The sequence below is a fragment of the Thermus tengchongensis genome (genome assembly GCF_021462405.1).
GTDB classification, from domain to species: Bacteria; Deinococcota; Deinococci; order Deinococcales; family Thermaceae; genus Thermus; species Thermus tengchongensis.
In genome coordinates this window covers 26,468-48,190 of record NZ_JAKEDU010000013.1, presented here as the reverse complement: position 1 = coordinate 48,190, position 21,723 = coordinate 26,468, and the positions used below count along the sequence as shown (strand labels likewise).

Genomic DNA, 21,723 nt, shown 5'->3' with positions numbered 1-21,723 from the left:
CCCCCCGGAGGGGAGGCCCTCGAGGCCTTCCAGGAACGGGTCCTGGGCTTCCTGGAAGGCCTCAAGACCCCCGCGGTCCTCTTCACCCATGGCGGGGTGATCCGGGCGGCCCTGAGGGCCCTGGGGGAAGACGGGCTCATCCCCTTGGGGGGTGCGGTGGCCCTGGACTGGCCCCGTAGGGTGCTGGACCGCCTGGCATGAGCCTCCTTCTGGCCCTCCTTTTGGACGCCCTCCTTGGGGAGCCCCCGGCCCGGCTCCACCCCGTGGTCCTCATGGGGCGGTACCTCGCCTGGGCCTGGCCCCGGGTGCGGGGCCTGGGGTCCGGGGCCTTCTACTGGACCCTGGGGGCCCTCCTCTTCACCCTCCCCGCCTTCCTCCTGGACCTCCTCCTGAGGCCTTTGGCCTGGGGCTGGCTCCTCCTGGGCCTCCTCCTCAAGCCCCTTTTCAGCCTGCGGATGCTCCTGGAGGAGGTGGCCGCGGTGGAGAGGGCCCTGGGGGAGGACCTGGAAGAGGCCCGGAGGCGGCTATCCCGCATCGTGAGCCGCCCCACGGAAGACCTCTCCCCCGAGGAGGTGCGGGAGGCCGCCTTGGAGAGCCTTTCCGAGAACCTCTCGGACAGCGTCCTCGCCCCCCTCCTCTACTACGCCCTCTTCGGCCTGGCCAGCCTGCGGATGCTCCTGGAGGAGGTGGCCGCGGTGGAGAGGGCCCTGGGGGAGGACCTGGAAGAGGCCCGGAGGCGGCTATCCCGCATCGTGAGCCGCCCCACGGAAGACCTCTCCCCCGAGGAGGTGCGGGAGGCCGCCTTGGAGAGCCTTTCCGAGAACCTCTCGGACAGCGTCCTCGCCCCCCTCCTCTACTACGCCCTCTTCGGCCTGGCAGGGGCCGCCCTCTACCGCTACGCCAACACCGCGGACGCCATGTGGGGGTATCCCGAGCACGGGGCCCGGGGAGCCTTCGCCGCCCGGGTGGACGACCTCCTGAACCTCCTCCCCGCAAGGCTTACGGGCCTCCTCCTCTGCCCTCCCCGGCTTTGGCCGAGGCTCCTCCAGGAGGCCCGGAAGACCCCTTCCCCCAACGCCGGCTTCCCCATGGCCGCCCTGGCCCTGAGGCTTGGGGTGCGCCTGCGGAAGCGGGGGGTGTCCTCGCCCCCCTCCTCTACTACGCCCTCTTCGGCCTGGCGGGGGCTGCCCTCTACCGCTACGCCAACACCGCGGACGCCATGTGGGGCTACCCGGAGCACGGGGCCCGGGGAGCCTTCGCCGCCCGGGTGGACGACCTCCTGAACCTCCTCCCCGCAAGGCTTACGGGCCTCCTCCTCTGCCCTCCCCGGCTTTGGCCGAGGCTCCTCCAGGAGGCCCGGAAGACCCCTTCCCCCAACGCCGGCTTCCCCATGGCCGCCCTGGCCCTGAGGCTTGGGGTGCGCCTGCGGAAGCGGGGGGCCTATGCCCTGAACCCCCACCTTCCCTCCCCCACGGGGGAGGAGCTGCGGCGGGGCCTCTGGGTCACGGGAGGACTGGGGTACGGCCTCGGCCTCCTCCTGGGAACCCTCGCGGCCCTAGGGGGACGGGGGTAAGCCTCCACAGCCTGGGCCAAGGCCTTTCCCCGGGGAGCTTTGGGATGGGGATGTGAGAGGCTGTCACAAAAGTCCCGTTCCCGTACCCTTGAAGGGCGCAGAGGACACGCCCATCCTACCCCAGCGACCTCAGCGATGAGGAATGGGCCATCCTTGAGCCCCTGATCCCCGCCCCCAAGCCCGGGGGTCACCCGGCCAAGGTGCCTCGCCGAGAAATCGTCTTTGGGGCCCCCACCCCAAAGGAACCGCAACGCTATCCTGTACGTTCTGGAAAACGGCATCAAGTGGCGCGCCATGGCCCATGACCTACCCCACGGGTCCACGGCCTACCCCTACTTCCGCAAGGGGCAGAAAGGTCAGCCGGAGGTTAGCTTGTAAGGGTTTGGGAGAGGGCAGCTCAGGCCCTGGTCCGGCGGGACCGGGAAAGAGAAAGGCGGTATGCCTCTCCCAGCGCCCTGGTGGTGGAGGGCCAATCGGTGAAGACCACGGAAAAGGGGGGCCCCGAGGGGACGACGGGGCCAAGAGGGTGAAGGGGCGGGTCAGCCGAAGGCTAGCTTGCAACGCCAGGTGGTGGTGGATACCGGGGGGAGGATGCTCTGGGCGTACGTTCGCCCTCCTTACGCCAGGCTACGCCCGTGACCAAACCGTTGCCCAAGCGGTGGAGGATGGGGCGGGCGTTGGCGTGGTTGGGGAGGAACCGGAGGTTGAGCAAGGATTACGAGCAGCATCCTTCCGTCAGTGAAGCGTGGTTGTACTTGGGCATGCTACGCTTGCTGGTGAAGCGGCTGGCGAGGGCCGCGTAAGGTGAGGTGGGGGACTTTTACAACAGTTTCTCATATCCGGGAGTGCAGATCAAGCAGCAAACGAAGGCATTTAGGCTTTCCCACCCCTTCCCCCAAGCCTCCCCAAGGGCGCAGGCGCCATTGACCCAAGCCTCAACCTGTGGTAGCCTACCCCCCAGGACACCCAAGACCTAGGGTGTCCCGGCCGCGATGCCAGGCCGACAGGCCTGGACGCCCCGTGGCGGTGGGGGAAGTCCGGTGCAAGTCCGGCGCTGTCCCGCAACGGTAACCGGCCCCGTCCGGAAGCCCGAGTACCCGCTTCGCGGCCCTGCCCCGTAGCCCTCGAGGCAAGGGTGAAGGTGGTGATGCCCGTGGGACCCTAGACCCTTAGTTCCCCCCACAACCTAAGGCCCAAGACCCTTGGGCCTAACGGAGGATGAGGCAGAAGGTAAGGGGTGGCCCCGTTGCTTTCCAGCAGAGGGCGCCGCCTTTAGGTGGAAGGGAATTCTTGTCCAATCCAAAGGAGATGAGGTTTCGGGCATGAGGGAAACGCGCATGGTGCACACGGTCTTCCCCGGGGAGACCAACCACTACGGAACCCTGTTCGGTGGAACCGCTTTGGCCTGGATGGACCAGGCGGCCTTTGTGGCCGCCACCCGCCACGCCCGGCGCAAGGTGGTCACGGTGCACTCGGATGCGGTGGACTTCAAGCGCCCGGTGCCCCTGGGCTCCATCGTGGAGCTGGTGGCCCGGGTGGTGGAGGTGGGCCGCACCTCCATGCGGGTGGCGGTGGAGATGTGGGTGGAGCCCCTGGAGCCGGGCAGGGAGGCCTACCTGGCGGCGGAGGGGGGGTTCGTCCTGGTGGCGGTGGACGAGGAGGGGCGGCCTGTGCCCGTGCCCCCCTTGGGAGGCCAAGCATGATCCGGACCCTGGGCCTGGGCCTGCCCCGGCTGGGCCCTAACCTGGAGTACAAGGGGCTTTTGGAGGGCTTTTGGGGGGGATCCCTCCCACGGGAGGCCTTCCTCGAGGGCCTGGAGGAGCTGGAAGGCCTCCGGCTTGCGGCCTACCGCCAAGAGGTGGACCTCTACCCCTTGGGGGAGGTCAGCCTCTACGACCCCATGCTGGACCTGGCGGTGGCCCTGGGCCTCTACCCCGTGCCGCCAGGGGATCTGGAGGCCTACTACGCCCTGGCCCGGGGCAAAGGGGCCCTTCCCCTGAGAAAGTGGTTCGGCACCAACTACCACTACCTGGTGCCCCGGCTCCCGGAACAACCCCGCTACCGCCCCCAGCCCGGTTGGTTTCCCTACCCCGTGGGCCGGGGCGCGGACGCCGGTCGCCCGCAAGGGGCACGCGGCCTAAGCCTGGCGGAGGGGCTGCCCACCCTCATCGGCCCCTACACCCTGGTGCGGTTGGCCCAGAACCCGCCTGCCTCCCCCAGGGAGCTCCAGGCCCACCTGGAGGCCCTGGGGGAGGCCTACGCCGAGCTCCTGCGGCCGGTGGGGAGGCCGGTCCTGCTGCAGGAGCCCGCCCTCATCCTGGACGGGGCCGGGGAGGACCTGCCCCACCTCCTGGGGCTCTACCGCCTCCTGGGGGCCCAGGCCCCCCTGGTCCTCCTCACCTACTACCTGCCCCTCAGGCCCCAGGTGGCCCAGGCCCTGGCGGACCTGCCCCTTAGGGGGCTGGGCCTGGTGTACCCGCCGGAGGGCTCCTTGCCCCGGGTTTCCCCGGGGACGGCCCTGGTCCTGGGCGTGGTGGAGGGGCTTTCCCCTTGGCGCACGGACCTCTTGGGCCTGGCCCGCAGCCTGGATCCCCTGGTGGAGGCGGGGCACGAGGTGTGGCTGGCCCCCAAAGCCCCCCTGTACCACCTGCCCTGGGAGGTGGCGGAGCCCCTCCCCCCAGGGCTTGCCGGCCGGCTGGCCTTCGCCAAGGAGCGCCTTAGGGAGCTGGCCCTCCTCAAGAGGGCCCTCCGGGGTGAGTCCCGGGAGGAGGCCCAGGCCTGGCACACCCCGCCCCCCGCCTGGGACCGGGGCCTTCCCCCACCGCCTCCTCCCAGACCCCCCAGGGAGGCCCGGCGGCAAGCCCAGGTGGACCTCAACCTCCCCCCTTTTCCCACCACCACCATCGGCAGCTTTCCTCAGACCAAGGAGCTCCGCGCCCTCAGGAAGCGGCGGCGCTCCGGGGATTTGGACCAGGCCACCTACTGGCGGGAGATCCAGAAGATCATCCAGGAAAACATCCGCCTCCAGGAGGAGCTGGGCTTGGACGTCCTGGTCCACGGGGAGCCGGAGCGGAGCGACATGGTGGAGTTCTTCGCCGAAAGGATGGAGGGCTTCCACACCACCCATAAGGGGTTCGTCCTCTCCTATGGGAGCCGGGTCTGGCGCCCTCCCATCCTCTTCGCGCCTCCCAGGCGCCGGGAGCCCCTGGTCCTCCGGGAAACCCTCTACGCCCAGAGCCTGACCCCGAAGCCGGTGAAGGCCATCCTTACGGGACCCGTCACCCTGGCCGCCTGGAGCTACCTGCCCCAAGGGGTGGGTTTGGGGGAGGCCATCTTGGCCTTGGCGGAAGCCCTGCGGGAGGAGGTTCGGGAGGTGGCTGCTCGGGGCATCCGGGTGGTCCAGGTGGACGAACCCGCCCTCCTGGAAAAGCTCCCCCTGCGGGCGGAGGAGCGCCCCGGCTACCTGGCCAGGGTGGGGGAGGCCTTTTCCCGGGTGGTGGGGGACCTGGCCCCAGGGGTACAGGTGCACCTCCACCTCTGCTACTCCGACTACGCCGCCCTGAGGCCTTTCCTGGAGGCCATGGACCCCGATGTGGTGAGCCTGGAGGGGGCCAGGCAGGACCCCGGCTTCCTCGAGGCCCTTGCGGACCTCCCCCTGGACCTGGGCCCGGGGGCCTTCGACGTCCACTCCCCCCTGGAGGCCCCCGCGGAGGAGATCCTGTCCCGCCTGGAGGGGTACCTGGTCCATCTGCCCCCGGAGCGCCTCTGGGTGAACCCGGACTGCGGCCTCAAGACCCGCAAACCAGAAGAGGCCATCGCCAACCTCCGCCACATGGTGGAGGCCGCCAGAAGGCTTAGGCAAAGCGTCGGAGGTAGGCATGCTGACGGAACCTAGGCCCCACTACCGCCCCTACGAGTACCCGGGGCTCCTCCGCTTCCGGGACGCCATCCGCCACAGCTACTGGCTCCACACGGAGTACAGCTACGCGGCAGACCTCCAGGACCACGCCCTGGCCTCCCCCGAGGAGCGCGCCCTGGTGGAGCGCTCCCTCCTCGCCATCGCCCAGGTGGAGCTTTCCGTGAAGCTCTTCTGGGCGCGGGCCTACGAGGTCTTCCCCAAGCCGGAGGTGGCGGAGGTGGGGATGACCTTCGCCGAGAGCGAGGTGCGCCACGCCAACGCCTACGCCCACCTCCTGGAGCTTTTGGGCCTCGAGGAGCGCTTCGCCCAGGCGGTGGCCGAGGCCACCGCCCTTAGGGACCGGCACCGCCAGCTGGCCTCGGCCCTGGAGGTGGCCCGCAAGGGGACCCTCAGGGACTACGCCCTGGCCCTCCTCCTCTTTTCCGCCTTCACGGAGCACGTCTCCTTGTTCTCCCAGTTCTACGTGCTCATGGCCTTGAACAAGCGCCTGGGCCGGTTCAAGGGGATCTCCAACGCCATCGAGGCCACCAGCAAGGAGGAAAACCTCCACGGCCTCTTTGGGGTGGAGCTCCTCCGGCTCCTCAGGGAGGAAAGGCCCGACCTCTTCGGGCCCTCCTTCGCCGAGGAGGTCCAGGAAAGGGCCCAGGGCTTCTTCCGGGCGGAGGAGGCCCTTTTGGACTGGATCTTTGCCCAAGGGGATGTGGACGCGGTGAAGAGGGAGGAGGTCTGGGAGTTCCTGAAGTGGCGGTACAACCAGGTCCTCTCCCTCCACGGCCTCCCCGCCCCCTTCCCCGTGCGGGAGGAGGCCCTGAGGGATACGGAGTGGTTTGACCTGGAGCTATTTGCCGACAAAGAGGTGGACTTTTTCAACAAGCGGAGCGTGGCCTACGCCCGCCGGGTGCAGAGCTTCGACCCGGACGAGCTCTTTTAAGTACCCCGTCGTGGCCTGCGCCACGACGGGGGCCCCAAAGGAAGCTTAGGAGGTGTAGCATGACCAAGACCAAGCGGGAATACCGGCCCTGGTACTGGGCCAACGAGTGGACCCGGCTGTACATGAGCCGGGGGTACCTCCTCCCTGGGGTAACGATCGAAGAAAGGGTGAAGCAGATCGCCGACCGGGCGGAGGCCCTGACCCGCATAGAGGGCTTCTCCCGTAAGTTTCAGGAGTACATGGCCCGGGGCTGGTACTCCCTGGCCACCCCCATCTGGGCCAACTACGGCCTCCGGCGGGGCCTGCCCATCTCCTGCTACGGCACCTACGTGGAGGACGACACCGCCTCCATCCTCCAGGCGGTGGCCGAGATCGGCATGATGAGCAAGCAGGGCGGGGGCACCTCGGTTTACCTGGGCGAGCTCCGCCCCCGGGGAGCCCCCATCCGGGACAACGGGGAGAGCAACGGCTCCTATGCCTTCGCCTCCCTCTTCGACCGGGTGATCGAGGTCTTCAACCAGGGCTCCACCCGCCGCGGCCAGTGCGCCGCCTACCTCCCCATAGAGCACCCCGACTTCGGGGAGTGGCTCAGGATCCAGCGGGAGGGCAGCGAGATCCAATCCCTCTTCTGGGGGGTCTCCGTGGGGGACGCCTGGCTGGAGGCCATGATCGCCGGGGACCGGGAGAAGCGGGAAAGGTGGGCCCAGGTCCTCAAGAGCCGGGCGGAGGTGGGGATTCCCTACCTCTTCTTCCGGGACAACGCCAACCGCCAGGCCCCCGAGATCTTCAAAAAGCTGGGCAAGACCATCCACGCCAGCAACCTCTGCACCGAGATCATGCTCCCCTCGGACCCCGAGGAGAGCTTTGTCTGCTGCCTTTCCTCCCTGAACCTCCTCCACTTCGACGAGTGGAAGGACACGGATGCCGTGGAAACCCTCACCCTCTTCCTGGACTCGGTGCTGGACGACTTCATCGAGAAGGCGCAGGGCATCCCCTACCTGGAGCGGGCGGTGCGCTTCGCCCGGCGCTACCGGGCCATCGGCATCGGCGTCCTGGGCTGGCACAGCTACCTGCAGTCCAAGATGATCCCCCTGGAAAGCGCGGAGGCCCTTTTCCTCAACAACCTCATCTTCAAGACCATCCGGGAACGGGCGGAGGAGGCCAGCCGCTGGCTCCGGGCGCGCCACCCCGAGGACGAGCTGGCCGGGCTTATGGAGCGGCGGAACGCCACCCTCTTGGCCGTGGCCCCCACCAAGTCCAGCGCCTTCATCCTGGGCCAGGTCTCCCCCTCCATCGAGCCCTACACCAGCAACTACTACCTCAAGGACCTGCAGAAGGCCCGCATTCCCTTCAAGAACCCCTTCCTGGAGAAGCTGTTGCGGCAGAAGGGGAAGGACGAGGAGAGGGTGTGGCGGAGCATCCTGGAGAGGAACGGCTCCGTGCAACACCTGGACTTCCTCACGGACGAGGAAAAGGACGTCTTCAAGACCTTCGCCGAGGTCTCGCAGAAGACCCTGGTGAACCTGGCCGCTGGGCGGCAGCGGCACATCGACCAGGGGCAGTCCCTGAACCTGGTGATCCACCCCGAGGCCCCGCCCAAGGACGTGAACGAGCTCTACCTGCACGCCTGGCGGAGCGGCCTCAAGGCCCTTTACTACCAGTTCAGCACCAGCGCCGCCCAGGCCTACAGCCGGGACCTCCTTCTCTCCTGCCGGGCCTGCGAGAGCTAAGTGCCCCGTCGTGGCTTGCGCCACGACGGGGGCCCCAAAGAGGCCATGAGCAAGCCGCTTTGGCTTTGGCCGGTGGGGCAACCTTTGCGTGCGGATGCTTAGAGCTTAAGCAAAGCTCAAAAGCGCGCCTCCTTCCTTTGGACTACCTTGGGCTTGGAGGTGAAGTATGCGGCTAAGCCTGGCGTTGGCGGCCCTGACCCTGGCCCTTGTGGCCTGCGCTCCTGCGGTCTTCCGGCCCGTGTCCGAGCTCCTGGTCTCCAGCCGCTACGGCCTGGTGGTCCCGGATGGGATCCTCCTGGCCCGGATCGTGGAGGGAGAGGTGGAGATCACCGAGTTCCGCTTCCCCCAAGACTCCCCCTACCGCCCCTCCTCCCTGGAGGAGCTGGGGGAGCGGCTGAAGGCCCAGCTGGAAGCCCGGGGCTTTTTCCTGCGGTGCCGCACCTACAACGCCCTGCCCCTCTTTGGGGGGCCCCAGTACACCGTGCGCCTGGCCCGGGGTCCGGAGGGAGTGGGGGTGTTCCTACGCCCCCTGGCCCGGCCCGACGCCTACCGGGTGGAGGTGTCCCCCGCAAGCCCCAACCCCCCCCTGGACTGCCCGCCCCGCTAGGGGATGGGAACCTAGCCGAAGCCACCTGTCTTCCCAAGGGGCGCCTGGCCAGCCGCTGGCCCTTCCACCGTCTTCCCACCAAACCCCCTTACCCTAAAGGCACCCTTCGGGGCAGAAGGAGGGAAGGATGCAGAAGGCAGCGCTAACCCTGTTGCTGGCAGCCCTTTCGGGCGGAGCGGGAGCTCACCCGAGCCCACTACCTGGCGGGCCTGGCAGCCTCAACCCCCCTCAAGCGGGAGGCGGACACTCTGGTGGAGCGGGCCCAGGTGGAGCTGGCCTCCGGGGCCTACTTTCAGGCCCGGAACCGGGCTGAGGCTGCCGCCTCGATCTACGAAGCCCTGCGTTCCTGGAGGTGGCCCCTATGGCCGTGCCCGCTCCCGCCTCGCCCCGGAAGGCACGCCCCGGCCCACCAGGGATAATGAGGCCATGCGGGTGGCCAGCCTGGTCCCCTCGGGGACCCTGCTCCTGCGGGCCCTGGGAGTGGAGCCCGTGGGGGTGAGCCACGCCTGCCCCAACCCCCTGGGGGTCCCCGTCCTCACGGAAAGCCTCATCCCCAAGGGGCTCGCCCAGGAGGAGATCGACCGCAGGGTGCGGGCGGCCTACGCCCAGGGGCTTTCCCTCTACCGGGTGCGGCGGGAGGCGCTGGAGGCCCTAGGGCCTGACCTCTTGATCACCCAGGGGGTGTGCGAGGTCTGCGCCGCCACCCCCAAGGAGGTGGCGGGGGCCCTGCGCTTCCTCCCCCAGGCCCCCAAGGTGTTGGAACTCCGGGGCACCCGCCTCCTGGACCTCTTCGCCGACCTGAAGGCCCTGGGGGAGGCCACAGGCCGGGAAGGGGCGGCGGAGGCCCTGGCCCGAACCCTTCGGGCCCGCCTCGAGGGCCTCCCTTCCCCACCCCCGAGGCCCCCCACGGTGGCCTTTCTGGAGTGGCTGGACCCCCCTTTCCTTGGGGGGCACTGGGTGCCGGAGATGGTGGAGCGGGCAGGGGGCAGGTACCTGGGGCCAGGGCCCGGGGAGGCCAGCCTGCGGACGACCCCAGGGGGGCTTCCGGAGGCGGAGGTGGTCTTCCTGGCCTTCTGCGGCTACGGCCTGGAGGAGGCCCGGGAGGCGGTGGCGGCGCACCTGGCCCGGGGCGGGTGGCTGGGGGCCTACCTGCGGGGGCGCCGGGCCTACCTCCTGGACGCCGGGCCCTTCCAGGCCCTCACCCACCGGGTGGTGGAGGGGGTGGAGATCCTGGCCCGGCTCCTAAGGGGGGAGGCCGCCCAAGGCGCCCTTCCCCTGGCCTGAGGGGCCGGGGCGCCTGGAAGGCCTCATCCCCCAAGGAGCCGCAAGGCCGTGGCCACCGCCTCCCACACCGCCTCGAGGCAGGTGCGGACCGCCCGGGGGTTTCCGGGGAGGAGGAGGACCAAAGCCTCCCCCCGGCTTCCCGCCAGGGCCCGGGAGAGGATGGCCGTGGGGGTTTCCCGCAGGGAGGCCAGGCGCATGGCCTCGCCGAAGCCGGGGAAGACCTTGTCCAAAAGGGGCAGAACCGCCTCCGGGGTCCGGTCCCGGGGGGCGGGGCCGGTACCCCCGGTGAGGAGGAGGAGGCGGCACCCCTCCCCCAGAAGGGCCAGGACCGCCTCCTGGATGGCCTCCTCCTCGTCGGGGACCAGGCGGTAGAGGATCTCGGCCTCGGGCCAGCGCTCCCCCACGAAGGCCATGGCCTCGGGCCCGGAGCGGTCGGGGTAGACCCCCTGGCTCGCCCGGTCGGAGACGGTGACCACCCCCACCTTGGTCCTCATGGCCGGAGGATGCGAAAAAACCGCTCCCGGATGGCTTCCTTCCGGAGGTTCTCCCCGATGAAGACCAGGCGGTTCACCCGGGAGCCTTCGGGCCAGGGAGGCCCCTTTTCAAAGTCGAACAGGCCGTAGACGCCGTGAAAGCGCAGGGGGTGGCGGGAGCCCTCCAGGTTCACCTCCCCCTTGGCCCGCACCAGCCGCCCCTCCCGGAAGGGGCCCCGGCCCAGGACCAGGTCCTCCATGAACTCCCGGAAGGCCTCGTAGGGCAGGGCCCCTTCCCCCTCCAAGCCCACCGCCACCAGGCCCTGCCGGTGGGCGTGTTCCGGAGGGAAGTCCAGGAGGCGAAACCCACCCTCCCGCCGCGGGAAGAGGACCTCCTCAGGGTCCACCCCTTCCCCCTTGGCCAGCCGCCGGAGGGGGGCCAGGGGGTTCAGGGCCCGCACCGCCTCCTCCGCCTTCTCCAGGGCCTCGGGCTCCGCCCGGTCGGCTTTGGTGAGGAGGAGGAGGTCGGCGTAGCGGATCTGGGCCTTGGCCTCGGGGAAGGCCAGGTACAGGTCCAGGTGCAGGGGGTCCACCAGGGCCACCACCCCCGCCAGGCGGTAGGCCTCCCGCACCCCAGGGGAGAGGAGGACCCTGAGGATGGGGGCGGGGTGGGCCAGGCCCGAGGTTTCCAGGAGGAGGTGGCGGAAGCCCCCCCGGCGGTGGAGGGCGGCCAGGGCCGCCAAAAGCTCCCCCTCCAGCCCGCAACAGAGGCACCCCTCCGCCAGGGCCTCTGCCCGCCCCTCCACCAGGCGCTGGTCCAGGGGGACCTCCCCGAACTCGTTCACCAGGACGAAAAGCCCCTCCTGCTGCCTTAGGAGGCGGTTCACCAAGGTGGTCTTTCCCGCCCCCAGGAAGCCGGTGATGAGGGTGATGGGAACCCGCCCGTCCACGGCTACTCCAGGCAGAGGGCCAGGGCGCTTTCGATCTCGGCCCGGCGCCGCAGGATGCCCTGGCCGATGAAGACGATCTCCGTGCCCTCCTCCTCCCCGCCCAGGTCCAGGTAGAGGGGGGCCTCCTCCGCCGGGGCCCCCTCCAGGGCCTCGAGGACCACGCTCTCCCCCGCTTGGGAGAGGAGGGCCGGGGGATGGTCGGCGAAGCGCACGAACCCCTTGGCGCGGAGCACATAGGCTGGGAAAGACTCCAGGAAGCTCCAGAACTTGGCGAAGCGGAAGGGGCGCCCCTGCCGATAGACGAAGCTCTGGAAGCCGTACTCCTCGGTTTCCTTGGTGGGGGCCTGCCACTCCCGCTCCCAGTCGGGGTGGCGCACCCCTTCCTCGTAGTCGTAGAGCCCGGTGCCCAGGATCTGGCCTGGGTCCACCGCCCCCCGCACCGCCCGGAGGATCCTGGCCCCAGGGTTGAGGGCCCGCAGGAAGCCCTCCAGCCGGGCAAGCTCCTCCTCCCCCACCAGATCCACCTTGTTAAGGACCAGGATGTTGGCGAACTCCACCTGCTCCGCCAGGAGGGGGGCCAGGGGTTCCTCCACCGGGTTGCCCTCCGCGTCCTCCACCTCCCCCACCTCCTCCCAAAGCTCAAAGAAGCGGGCGGCGTCCACCACGCTCACGATGGCGTCCAGCCGCACCTTCTCGGGCAAGCCTCCCATATAGAAGGTCTGGGCGATGGGAAGGGGCTCCCCGATGCCCGTGGACTCCACCAGGATGTAGTCCAAGGGCTCCTCGGCCAAGCGCTCCAGCTCGCTGAGGAGATCCTGCCGCAGGGTGCAACAGATGCAGCCGTTGGCGAGCTCCACCAACCGCTCCGTGCGCCCCACCACCAGCCTGGCGTCCACGTTCACCTCCGCCAGGTCGTTCACCACCACCGCCACCCGCTTGCCCGCAAGGCCCGTGCGCAGGAGGTGGTTGATGAGGGTGGTCTTGCCCGCGCCCAAAAAGCCCACCAGAACGGTAACCGGTATGGGTCTTGCCATCCTTACCTCCAGAAGTGGGCCAAGGCCACCAGGGGCAGGGCCATGGCCCAAGCGAAGAGGAACTGCCTGAGGAGAAGCCCGCGCAGAAAGCCCATCCCCTCGGCCCGCCCCAAGGCCCAGACCCGGCAGGGGCTCAGCACCCCGAAGAGGTGGAGGGCCAGGAGGAGGAAAGCGGTCCGGCCCCTAGCAAGCACACCGCACCTCGCAGCAGGTGGGGTCCTCCAGCCACATGCCCTCCTCCCGGTAGACCTCTAAAGGCCCCTCGTCCCGCCCAAGCCTCCGGGCGATGGCCCGGGCCACGATGGGGAAGCGGGCGCGGAACTTGTAGATGAAGCAGAAAGGGCTCCCCCCGTGGCGCACCTTAGGCCCGGCCAGGAAGAGGCCAGGGGCCAGGGTGGACTCGTCCTCGAGGGTAAGGAGGGGATGGCCCTCAGGCCCCCGGGCCAGGAGGCCCCCCAGGGGCTCGAGGCCGTCCCCGAACCCCGTGGCCAGGAGGGGGCGGTGGGGGGTCCGGACCTCTCCTCCCTCCGTGAGGAGGGCGTAGCCCTCCCCCTTGAGCTGGAGGGCCAGGACCTTGGTCCTCCGGAAGCGGATCCGGCCCCTGGGGGCCCGCCGCAGGCGGTCCAAGGTGTGGGGGGAGAGGTCCCAGGAGGGCTCCCCCGTGCGCCTCTCCCAGGGGGCCTCGGGGTCCAGGACCAGGACCCTCACCCCCCGCTCCGCCAGGTGGAGGGCGGCGTCCACCCCGGACTCGTACCCCCCGATCACCACCCGCTCGGGGGCCTCCCGGGCCAGGCGGGCGAAGCTACCCACCCGGGCGTAGGGCAGGGCCAGGAAGGCCCCGGGGAAGGGGTAGCGGGGGAAGGAGAACTCCCCCACGGCCCAGACCAGGAAGGGGGCCTCGAGGGTGCCCCGGCCCGTGTCCACGCGGAAAAGCCCCTCCCGGTAGACCACCCGCTTGGCCTGGGCCCGGAGGACGGGCACGGCGAAGTGGGCGGCCACCGCCTGGAGGTAGCGGGCGTAGGCCCGCCCCGTGGGGTGCTCCTCCCCCAGGGTGTAGGCGGGGCTGGTGCGGGGGGCGATGGCGTTCAGGTCCGCCAGGCCGAAGCCGTTGGCGGTGAAGGAGGGGGTGAGGAGCCGGCTCTCCCGGGGCCAGCGCAGGAAGGAGGCTCCCACCCGCCGGGCCTCCAGCACCAAGGGCCTGACCCCCACCTGGAGGAGGGCCACCGCCACCCCGATCCCTGCCGGGCCGCCTCCCACGATCAGGACCTCGGGGCGTTGCAAGACGGCCTCCTAAAGGGTGATCACCTGGTCCACCCTTCCCGCCAGGGCCCGGTAGAGGTCGGGGAAGCAACCCACCTCCACCCCTTCCACCACATGGGGGGCCACCCGGCACTCCCCTGGCTCCCGGCGCCCCTCCCCTTCGGGCGTGCACCACCTGGGCTCCCCCACGGCCAGCCCCCGCTCCAAGGCGCAGTCATCGCACATCATGAGGAGGATCCCCTTCTCCCGAGCGAGGCGGGAAAGCCTTTCGCCGATGGGATTGCCCCTTTGCAGGACCATGACGTTGTCATCGAAGAAGAAGATCGCCACCACCTCTACGCCGTGGACCCCAGCCTCCAGCTGGGGCAGGATCATCCTGCCCAGCCTGTAGCTGGCCGCCCGGGGGGTTGTCAGAAGATAGGCCACCCGCATGGCGGCTTTATGATAATGCATTTGCAGTATCAAATCAAGGGCAGGGCCCTATCCTTAGAACCCCACTTCTCCTAGCCGCACGCCAGGTAAACCCCCGCCTCCCCGGGAAAGCCACCATGGGCGCCAGGACAACTCCCAGCTCCGCTCCCAGACTGGCCCCTAGGGCCAGCGTTCCTGGGCATGACCGATTTCTGATCCAAGCCAGCTATTTTCGGGCTGGATGCTCGGCGTCTGGCTTTTCCTCCTACCCACCTTGGTCTTCTTGGCAGCCTTCACCTACCTTCCCTTTGGCATCGCCGCCTGGGAGGGGTTGCCTGCTCTGGGATCGCTCCTGCAAAGGGAGAACCTGAACGCCTTAGGGGTTACAGCCCTCTACACCCTCCTGGTGGTACCCCTTTCCGTGGCCTTAGGACTCCTAGCAGCCCTGGCCGTGGAGGGCAACTCCCGCTTCCGCCTCCTGGCCAGGGCCCTCATCTTCCACCCCGTGATCCTACCCACCGTGGCCTTCGCCGCAGTATTCCTCTACCTCCTCAATCCCTTGGGTCCACTCCAGGGAACCCTCCGCTGGCTGGGGTTGCAGAACCCCTTGGGGGATCCCTTGGGCGCCTTCCTGGCCGTGGTCCTGATCGGGGTCCTTAAGGACATGGGGCTTTTCATGCTGTACTACTTGGCCGGCCTTCAAGCCCTACCCAAAGAGATCCTGGAAGCGGCTAAGGTAGACGGGGCTGGGCGCACCGCCACCTTCTTGCGCATCACCCTTCCCCTCCTCTCCCCCACCACCTTCTTCGTGGGCATCATGGCCACCCTGGGGGCCCTACGCAACGTGGACCACATCTTCGTCCTCACCAAGGGCGGTCCCGTAGGGGCCACGGACCACCTTCTCTACAGGGTTTATACCTTGGGCTTCGAGTATTTCGACTTCCCGCAGGCGGGTGCGCTGACCCTGGTCCTGCTCACCGCTTTGACCACCCTGGCCCTTCTAGCCCTGCCCAGGCTGGAAAGGGGGGTGCACTATGACGGGTAGCCAGGCCATCTCCCCCGCCACGGGAAAGCGAAAACCCCTCGGAATGGCCCTCCTCCGGAATGCTCCCGCCTTGTTGCTGGCCTCTCCCTTCCTGTTCATCGCCGCCTTCACCTTGCTGGCCGCCTTTACCCCCACCGCCGACCTGAACCGGGGACAACTGGGAAGCTTTACACTGGAAAATTTCCGTCTTGCTTGGGAGTCCGCCGACTTTCCCCGGCTTTACGCCAACACCCTCCTCTTCACCCTGGGCCTACTCTTAGTGCAACTCTTCACCGTAACCACCGCGGGATTTGCCCTGGCCCAGCTGAAAGTCCGGGGGAGGAACGCCGTCTTTTATCTGATCCTAGCCCAGCTTTTCCTGCCCCCTTCCGCCTTGATCCTCCCCAACTACCTCCTGATCCACCGGCTGGGGCTTTCCGACACCCTCACAGCCCTGGCCCTGCCCTACGTGGCTTCCGCCACGGGAGCCTTTCTCCTACGCCAGGGCTTCCTACAGGTTCCCAGGGAACTCCTGGACGCCGCCCGGGTGGACGGGGCCACTCCTTGGCAGATCCTCTACAGGGTCATGCTGCCCTTGGTGCGGCCCCAACTGGCCGCCTTTGCCTTGGTGAGCCTAGTCTACCACTGGAACGAGTTCCTCTGGCCCCTGGTGGTCATCCAGAGCCGAGAGAAACGGGTGCTCTCCTTGGGTTTCGCCGCCTTCGCCCGGTCCGCAGAAAGCGGCATGGAGTGGGGCCTCATCGCAGCGGGAGCGGTACTGGTAGCCCTGCCTCTGGTGCTGGGCTTTGTGCTATTCCAACGGGCCTTCGTTGAAGCCTTCGCCCGAAGCGGGCTGAAGGGATAAGGGAGGTGTAGCCATGCAGAAGAGGAAGTGGCTTATCGGCACTCTAGCGGCATTGGGCCTGGGTCTGGCGCAGCAGACCACCATCACCTTCTACTACCCCGTAGGGGTGGCGGGCCCGCTGGCACGGTTCATTGAGGGCTACGTAAGCGAGTTCCAGAGGCAGAACCCGCAGATACGGGTGAACACGGTGTTCGGGGGCAACTACGAGGAAAACCAGGCCAAGGTGGTGGCGGCCATCCGCGCGGGCAACCCCCCTGACACCGCCATCCTCCTTTCCCAACAGCTCTACACCCTGCTGGCCATGGACGCCATTGAGCCCTTTGACCCCTATATCTCCAAGGACCCCGAGCTGGCCCAGGCGGTGCGGGACTTCTTCCCTGCCTTCATGATGAACTCCACCTTGGACGGCAGGGTCTATAGCCTTCCCTTCCAGCGTTCCACCCCCATCCTTTACTACAACAAAGAGGCTTTCCGGGAAGCTGGGTTAGACCCGGAAAAGCCTCCCCGAACCTGGGATGAACTTGTGGAGTACGCCAAGCGGCTCACCAAGCGGGACGCCCAGGGTAGGGTGATCCGCTACGGGGTGGCCATCCCCACAGAGGACCGGTCCACGTGGTTGCTGGAGGGCCTGGTCATCCAGGCGGGTGGGCTCCTTTACGATCCAGCGGGCAGGGGCTGCAAGGTGCTGGTGGACACGGAACCCGTGCGCAAGGCCATGCAGTTCAAAGCCGATCTGGCCCGTAAGCACGGCGTGAGCCCCGAGGGGGTGATTGCCTGGGGCACCACCCCCGGGGACTTCGCTGCGGGCAAGGTGGCCATGATCTACCACTCCACAGGCTCCCTGGGCTTCATCCGCAACAACGCCCGCTTCGCCTTCGGCACCGCCTTCCAGCCCCGGTTGGTGCGCTACGGGGTGCCCACGGGCGGGGCCAACTTCTACCTCTTCAAGGGGTCGGATCCCGCTAAGCGGGAAGCCACCTTGCGCTTCATCAAGTTCATGACCAGCCCCGAGCTCCAGGCCCGCTGGGCCATCGACTCCGGCTATGTGGCCGCCAGGAGGTCTAGCTGGAACCTCCCCCTCATGCGGGAGTACGTGCGGCAGTGGCCCCAAGCGGTTACCGCCCGGGAGCAGCTGGCCTACGCCAAGGCCGAATTGCCCGTGTATAACCTGCAACAGGTCAAGGATATCATCGCCGAGGCGGAGCAGGCGGTGGTGCTGGGACGCAAGGACGTGCGCGAGGCCACCCGGGAGGCCCAACGGCGGGTGGACGAGGCCCTGAGGCCTTTCTGCAACCGCTGAAGCCTCCCGAAAGGAGCCCCACCTGACCTTTCTCTGACGGAAGCCCCCTAACCTCATCGGTGTGAAGCGGCTCCTACCCCTTACCCTTGCCCTGGGCCTAGCCCTGGCCCAGGGCACCCTTACCCTGTACACCTCGGAGATCCTGGCGGACGTGAACGCTTTGGTGGAGGCCTTCCGCGCCCGGAACCCAGGGGTGCAGGTCCAGGTCTTCCGCTCCGGCACGGGAGAGGTGGTGGCCAAGCTCCGGGCGGAACTGGAGGCGGGCAACCCCCAGCCCGACCTCCTCTGGTTCGCCAACGAGGACTTTCTGAAGGAGCTGGCCGCCAAGGGCCTCCTCCGCCGCGTGCCCCCAACGGTGCCGGGGTACCCGGTGCAGTACGCCCAAGGGGGTGGGCTCTACTACGAGGTGCGCCTGCTCTACAACGTCCTGGCGGTGAACACCCAGCGGGTGCGGGAAGCCCCCAGCGCCTGGCGGGACCTCCTTAAGCCCGCCTACCGGGGGCTTCTGGCCATGCCCGACCCCAACTTTTCCGGGGCGGCCCTGGCCACGGTGGGTACCCTTTCGGAGCGGCTGGGCTTCGACTTCTTCGCCCGGCTCAAAGACCTGGGGATGCGCATCGAGCAGTCCAACCCCGTCCTGCAACAGAAGCTGGCCCGGGGGGAGTACGGCCTGGCCATCACCACCGATTTCGGGGTACGGCAGGAGGCGGCCAAAGGGGCGCCCCTGGCCGTGGTCTACCCGCGGGATGGGGCCATCCTGGTGCCTACCCCCGTGGCGGTGACCTCCTGGAGCAAGCATCCCGAGCTGGCGGTGCGCTTCCTCAACTTCCTCCTCTCCCCCGAGGCGCAACGGATCTTCGCCGAGCGGGGCTACTACCCGGTGATGCCAGGGGCTCCCAAGCCTCAAGGGGCTCCGGAACGGGTGGTGGGGACGCGGGCCCGTTTCGCCGACGCCCAGACCCTGGACCGCTTCAACAACCTGTTCGGGCTTAGGAGGTGAGGAAGATGAAGGTCATACCCTGGCTGCTCGGCGCCTCCTTGGTTTTGGGCTCTGCCTCGGCCAAGGACCAGATCACCCTCTATGTGGCCGGGGCTCAGCTCCCCGATGTGCAAGCCTTGGTACAAGCCTTCAACCAGGTGCATCCTGAGATTACAGTCCAGGTCTTCCGCTCAGGCGCAGGAGAAGTGGTGGCCAAGCTGCGGGCGGAGCTGGAGACGGGCAACCCGCAACCCGACCTCATCTGGCTTGTAGGGGAAGGTTTTTTCCGGGAACTGAGCCAGCGGGGTTTACTGATGCGGATAGCTCCCACTTTTCCTGGATTGCCTCCCCAGTACGTGTACGAGGGGGGGCGTTACTACGAAGTGCGCCTCCTGCACAACATCATTGCGGTCAACAGTCGGAGGGTACGTGCCCTTCCCAGGACATGGGCGGACCTAACCAAGAAGGACTACCGCGGCCAGGTGGTCATGGCAGACCCTAACTTCTCTGGGCCAGCTCTGGTGGCCTTAGGATACCTTTCTGATCGGTACGGGTTCGGCTTCTGGGAGGCCATGAAGCGGAACGGCATGGCCGTGGAGCAGTCCAACCCGGTACTCCAGCAAAAGCTCGCCCGCGGGGAATACTCCTTGGCTATCACCAATGACTATGGGGTACGCCAAGAGATAGCTAAGGGTGCCCCTTTACGCATAGTCTATCCCCAGGACGGGGTAATCGTGGCCCCAACCCCCATCGGCATCCCCACTTGGAGCCGCAGGCCGGATCTGGCGGAGAAGTTCTTACGCTTTCTTCTCTCCGAGCGGGGGCAAAGGGTCTTTGTGGAGCGGGGCTACCTCCCGGTCCTCCCCGGCATCCCTGCTCCTGCAGACGCACCGTCTCGTCTGGTGAGCGTGCGGGGCCGTGAGGCTTCTGCAGAAACCCTAGAACGCTTCAACGCCCTCTTCGGCCTTAGGCGATGACCCATAGCCCGCCCTTCGGAAGGGCACCTGTGGCGGCCTGGCCCTGGTTGCTGGCAGGGCTCTTGGCCCTTCCCCTCCTGGCCCTCTTCCTTCGGGGCTTCCCGGCCTTGCCGGGCACCGCCAAAGACCTGGACGTGGTCCTCACAAGCCTCCTCCTGGCCACGGCGGGTAGCCTCATCACCCTGGCCCTGGCCCTGGGCTTGGCAGTCCTGGGGGTCTTGGGCGGGGTGGGGCGGACCCCCGAGGCCCTCCTCCTCCTGGGCTACCTGGTGCCCCCCTTTGTCACCGGCATCGGGGTCCTCTTCAGCCTCCAGGCCTTCGGGGTGCGGATCTACGGGGTGCCCGGCATCCTCCTGGCCTGGGCCCTCCACTACGCCCCCCTGGCCTACCTCCTCCTCAAGCCCCAGGTGCGGGTGGCCATGGGCCTCCTGGCCGCGGCCCGGGTGCACGGGGTGGGCGGGGCAAAGGCCCTTCGGGTCTTCCTGCCCCCCCTCCTGCCGCCCCTCCTGGTGGCAGGGGGCACCCTGTACCTGGCCCTCCTGGGCAACTTCGGCGTGCCCGCGGTCCTGGGCCTCCCCGAGCGGGTCTACGTCCTCCCCACCCTGGCCTACGCCCGGCTCCTGAGCCCCACCGCCCAGGACCCCTTGGGGGAGGCCGCCGCCTTGGGGCTTTGGCTGGGGCTCTTGGCCCTGCCCGTGGTGCTTTTGGGAAGGGCGGGGCTTCTGGAAGCCAAGGAGCCCCTCCTCCCCCCAGCCAGGCCCGCCTACCGCCTCCTCTTTGCCCTCTACGCCCTCCTGGCCCTCCTTCTGGTCCTCCTCGGGCTCCTGCGGGAGGCCCTCCTGAACCCTTACACCGGGGCCTGGGACCCCGTCTTCGCCCAGGCCCTGGACCTCCCCTTGGTGCAGAAGGGCCTGCGCAACTCCCTCCTCCTGGCGCTGGGCGCCACCCTTCTCCTCCTCCTCTTGGCCCTCGCCTTAAGACCCTTCCCGGGGCTCCTCCGGCGGGTGCGGGGGGTTTTGGACCTGCACTACCTCCTCCCCGGCACCCTGCTCGGGGTGGGGCTCATCCTCCTCCTGGCCCCCACGCCCCTCTACGCCACCCCCTGGCTCCTCCTCTTGGCCTACCTTCTGAACTTCGCCGCCCTGGCCCTCCGGGCCCTGGAAGGCGGGCTTGGGGTGGAGGGAGCGGTCCTGGCCGGACGGGTCCACGGCCTGGGGAGGCTTCGGGCCTGGCTCCGCATCGGCTACCCTCTCCTCTTGCCCTCGGCCTTTGCCGGGGCCTTCCTCATCTTTCCCTTGGCCTTCGCCGAGATCACCCTCTCCGCCCTGCTCTACGCCCCAGGGGCGGAGACCATCGGGGTGGCGGTGCTATCGGCCCTCAACGGGGGACTGTACCGGGAGGCCAGCGCCTTGGGCCTGGTCCTCATGGCCTTCTCCGCCCTGGCCCTCCTGGGGAGGCCGCGATGGTGAGGCTGGAAGGGGTCGCGAAACGCTTCCCCGGCGGGGGCGGGGTGCTGGGGGTGGACCTGGAGGTGGGGGAAGGGGAGGTCTTCGTCCTCCTGGGGGCCTCGGGAAGCGGCAAGACCACCCTCCTCCATCTGGTGGCGGGCCTCCACCTCCCAGACGCAGGCCGGGTGTTCCTGGGGGGAAAGGAGGTGACCCACCTTCCCCCGGAGAGGCGGCAGGTGGGCTACGTCTTCCAAGACCAGGCCCTCTGGCCCCACCTCACCGCCTTGGACCACCTCCTCCTGGTGATGCCCAGGCCGGACCGGAAGGAAGCCCTGGGCCTCCTGGAACGGGTGGGCCTCTTGGACCACGCCCACAAGCGCCCCCACCAGCTCTCCGGAGGGCAAAGGCAGCGGGTGGCCTTGGTACGAGCCTTAGCCCGCAGGCCCCAGGTCCTCCTCCTGGATGAGCCCTACAGCGCCTTGGATCCCGTCTTGAGGGAAGAACTCCGCCTCGAGGTGCGCACCCTCCTCAAGGAGCAGGGAATCACGGCCCTGCACGTGACCCACGACCCGGAGGAGGCCATGCTCCTCGCCGACCGGGTGGGGGTGATGAGCCAGGGCCGCCTCCTCCAGGTGGGCAGCCCCAAGGAGGTCTACCTGCACCCCAACTCCCTGGAGAGCTTCCTGGCCTTCGGCCGGGCCAACCTCCTCCGGCGGGATGGGGAAGTGCTGGCCTTCCGCCAGGAATGGGCAAGCCCAGGGGGGAGCCTCATCGCGGAGGTCCTGGAAAGGCGGGAGCTGCGGGGGGAGGTGCTCTGCCGGGTGCGGCTGGAGTGGGGGGAGGCTTGGGTGCGCCTCGAGGCCCGGCCAGGGGAACGACTCCACCTAAGGATCGACCCCCTCCTCCACTTCCCCGCTCCCTGACCCTCCCCTGACAAGTGGAGGCTAGAGTTCCCGTG

Annotated in this window: 23 protein-coding genes and 1 riboswitch; of the genes, 17 read left to right on the top strand and 6 right to left on the bottom strand. The window is 68.5% G+C overall.

Annotated elements, in window-relative coordinates:
- From L1087_RS11865 to L1087_RS11820, 10 genes are all read left to right on the top strand, one after another.
- Nucleotides 1-201 (top strand): histidine phosphatase family protein (locus L1087_RS11865; RefSeq protein ID WP_234559113.1); only part of this gene is annotated, 201 nt, incomplete at its 5' end.
- Nucleotides 198-1,283, top strand: a complete 1,086-nt coding sequence (locus L1087_RS11860; protein WP_234559112.1) for a CobD/CbiB family cobalamin biosynthesis protein — start codon at nucleotides 198-200, stop codon at nucleotides 1,281-1,283. The genes L1087_RS11865 and L1087_RS11860, both read left to right, overlap by 4 nt.
- On the top strand, nucleotides 1,175-1,573 hold the full coding sequence (locus L1087_RS11855; protein WP_234559114.1) for a cobalamin biosynthesis protein: 399 nt from the start codon (nucleotides 1,175-1,177) through the stop codon (nucleotides 1,571-1,573). The genes L1087_RS11860 and L1087_RS11855 overlap by 109 nt, the downstream gene beginning before the upstream one ends.
- A gap of 222 nt (nucleotides 1,574-1,795) precedes the next feature.
- Nucleotides 1,796-1,951: a transposase gene (locus L1087_RS13430; protein WP_386082956.1), complete on the top strand. Its 156-nt coding sequence runs from the start codon at nucleotides 1,796-1,798 to the stop codon at nucleotides 1,949-1,951.
- A 651-nt stretch (nucleotides 1,952-2,602) separates the two neighbouring features.
- Nucleotides 2,603-2,672, top strand: a riboswitch (cobalamin riboswitch).
- Between the two features lie 223 nt (nucleotides 2,673-2,895).
- Nucleotides 2,896-3,276 carry an acyl-CoA thioesterase gene (locus L1087_RS11845; RefSeq protein ID WP_135260996.1) on the top strand — a complete coding sequence of 127 codons (381 nt, stop codon included), beginning with the start codon at nucleotides 2,896-2,898 and terminating at the stop codon, nucleotides 3,274-3,276.
- Entirely contained in the window at nucleotides 3,273-5,468 is a 2,196-nt protein-coding gene (locus L1087_RS11840; RefSeq protein WP_234559111.1) for a 5-methyltetrahydropteroyltriglutamate--homocysteine S-methyltransferase, read from the top strand. Before L1087_RS11845 ends, L1087_RS11840 begins: the two co-directional genes overlap by 4 nt.
- Nucleotides 5,452-6,423, top strand: a complete 972-nt coding sequence (locus tag L1087_RS11835; protein ID WP_234559110.1) for a ribonucleotide-diphosphate reductase subunit beta — start codon at nucleotides 5,452-5,454, stop codon at nucleotides 6,421-6,423. Before L1087_RS11840 ends, L1087_RS11835 begins: the two co-directional genes overlap by 17 nt.
- A gap of 59 nt (nucleotides 6,424-6,482) precedes the next feature.
- A complete protein-coding gene (locus L1087_RS11830; protein WP_234559109.1) occupies nucleotides 6,483-8,153 on the top strand; it encodes a ribonucleoside-diphosphate reductase subunit alpha in 1,671 nt (556 codons plus the stop codon).
- Nucleotides 8,154-8,319: 166 nt separating this feature from the next.
- Nucleotides 8,320-8,760 (top strand): hypothetical protein, encoded by a 441-nt coding sequence (locus L1087_RS11825; RefSeq protein ID WP_234559108.1) that lies wholly within the window; start codon nucleotides 8,320-8,322, stop codon nucleotides 8,758-8,760.
- A gap of 426 nt (nucleotides 8,761-9,186) precedes the next feature.
- Complete coding sequence (locus tag L1087_RS11820) at nucleotides 9,187-10,044, top strand: TroA family protein (RefSeq protein WP_234559115.1); 858 nt, start codon at nucleotides 9,187-9,189, stop codon at nucleotides 10,042-10,044.
- Between the two features lie 23 nt (nucleotides 10,045-10,067).
- On the opposite strand, the gene mog is transcribed toward L1087_RS11820, so the two are convergent.
- Genes mog through L1087_RS11790 form a run of 6 tightly spaced genes read right to left on the bottom strand, consistent with a single transcriptional unit; the run spans nucleotide 10,068 to nucleotide 14,193 of the window.
- The gene (mog, locus tag L1087_RS11815) at nucleotides 10,068-10,538 is read right to left on the bottom strand and encodes a molybdopterin adenylyltransferase (protein ID WP_234559106.1); all 471 of its coding nucleotides are present in this window, start codon (nucleotides 10,536-10,538) and stop codon (nucleotides 10,068-10,070) included.
- A complete protein-coding gene (locus tag L1087_RS11810; protein ID WP_234559103.1) occupies nucleotides 10,535-11,467 on the bottom strand; it encodes a CobW family GTP-binding protein in 933 nt (310 codons plus the stop codon). Before L1087_RS11810 ends, mog begins: the two co-directional genes overlap by 4 nt.
- Before the next feature lie 2 nt (nucleotides 11,468-11,469).
- Nucleotides 11,470-12,501, bottom strand: a complete 1,032-nt coding sequence (locus L1087_RS11805) for a CobW family GTP-binding protein (RefSeq protein ID WP_234559101.1) — start codon at nucleotides 12,499-12,501, stop codon at nucleotides 11,470-11,472.
- Nucleotides 12,502-12,503: 2 nt separating this feature from the next.
- A complete protein-coding gene (locus L1087_RS11800; protein ID WP_234559100.1) occupies nucleotides 12,504-12,695 on the bottom strand; it encodes a hypothetical protein in 192 nt (63 codons plus the stop codon).
- On the bottom strand, nucleotides 12,685-13,782 hold the full coding sequence (locus L1087_RS11795) for an NAD(P)/FAD-dependent oxidoreductase (protein WP_234559099.1): 1,098 nt from the start codon (nucleotides 13,780-13,782) through the stop codon (nucleotides 12,685-12,687). The genes L1087_RS11800 and L1087_RS11795 overlap by 11 nt, the downstream gene beginning before the upstream one ends.
- A gap of 9 nt (nucleotides 13,783-13,791) precedes the next feature.
- Nucleotides 13,792-14,193 carry a SaoD/DsrE family protein gene (locus L1087_RS11790; protein ID WP_038043931.1) on the bottom strand — a complete coding sequence of 134 codons (402 nt, stop codon included), beginning with the start codon at nucleotides 14,191-14,193 and terminating at the stop codon, nucleotides 13,792-13,794.
- A gap of 220 nt (nucleotides 14,194-14,413) precedes the next feature.
- On the opposite strand from L1087_RS11790, the gene L1087_RS11785 reads away from it, so the two are divergent.
- The 7 genes from L1087_RS11785 to L1087_RS13235 all read left to right on the top strand — a co-directional run bounded on the left by L1087_RS11785 (nucleotide 14,414) and on the right by L1087_RS13235 (nucleotide 21,688).
- A complete protein-coding gene (locus L1087_RS11785; protein WP_234559098.1) occupies nucleotides 14,414-15,217 on the top strand; it encodes a carbohydrate ABC transporter permease in 804 nt (267 codons plus the stop codon).
- Nucleotides 15,207-16,061, top strand: a complete 855-nt coding sequence (locus L1087_RS11780) for a carbohydrate ABC transporter permease (protein ID WP_234559097.1) — start codon at nucleotides 15,207-15,209, stop codon at nucleotides 16,059-16,061. The genes L1087_RS11785 and L1087_RS11780 overlap by 11 nt, the downstream gene beginning before the upstream one ends.
- A gap of 13 nt (nucleotides 16,062-16,074) precedes the next feature.
- Nucleotides 16,075-17,361 (top strand): ABC transporter substrate-binding protein, encoded by a 1,287-nt coding sequence (locus tag L1087_RS11775; protein ID WP_234559096.1) that lies wholly within the window; start codon nucleotides 16,075-16,077, stop codon nucleotides 17,359-17,361.
- A 61-nt stretch (nucleotides 17,362-17,422) separates the two neighbouring features.
- The gene (locus tag L1087_RS11770) at nucleotides 17,423-18,361 is read left to right on the top strand and encodes an ABC transporter substrate-binding protein (protein ID WP_234559095.1); all 939 of its coding nucleotides are present in this window, start codon (nucleotides 17,423-17,425) and stop codon (nucleotides 18,359-18,361) included.
- A gap of 5 nt (nucleotides 18,362-18,366) precedes the next feature.
- On the top strand, nucleotides 18,367-19,317 hold the full coding sequence (locus L1087_RS11765; RefSeq protein ID WP_234559094.1) for an ABC transporter substrate-binding protein: 951 nt from the start codon (nucleotides 18,367-18,369) through the stop codon (nucleotides 19,315-19,317).
- A gap of 29 nt (nucleotides 19,318-19,346) precedes the next feature.
- Nucleotides 19,347-20,786, top strand: a complete 1,440-nt coding sequence (locus L1087_RS11760; RefSeq protein ID WP_234559093.1) for an ABC transporter permease — start codon at nucleotides 19,347-19,349, stop codon at nucleotides 20,784-20,786.
- Nucleotides 20,780-21,688 carry an ABC transporter ATP-binding protein gene (locus L1087_RS13235; RefSeq protein WP_267964907.1) on the top strand — a complete coding sequence of 303 codons (909 nt, stop codon included), beginning with the start codon at nucleotides 20,780-20,782 and terminating at the stop codon, nucleotides 21,686-21,688. Before L1087_RS11760 ends, L1087_RS13235 begins: the two co-directional genes overlap by 7 nt.
- Nucleotides 21,689-21,723: the final 35 nt, after the last annotated feature.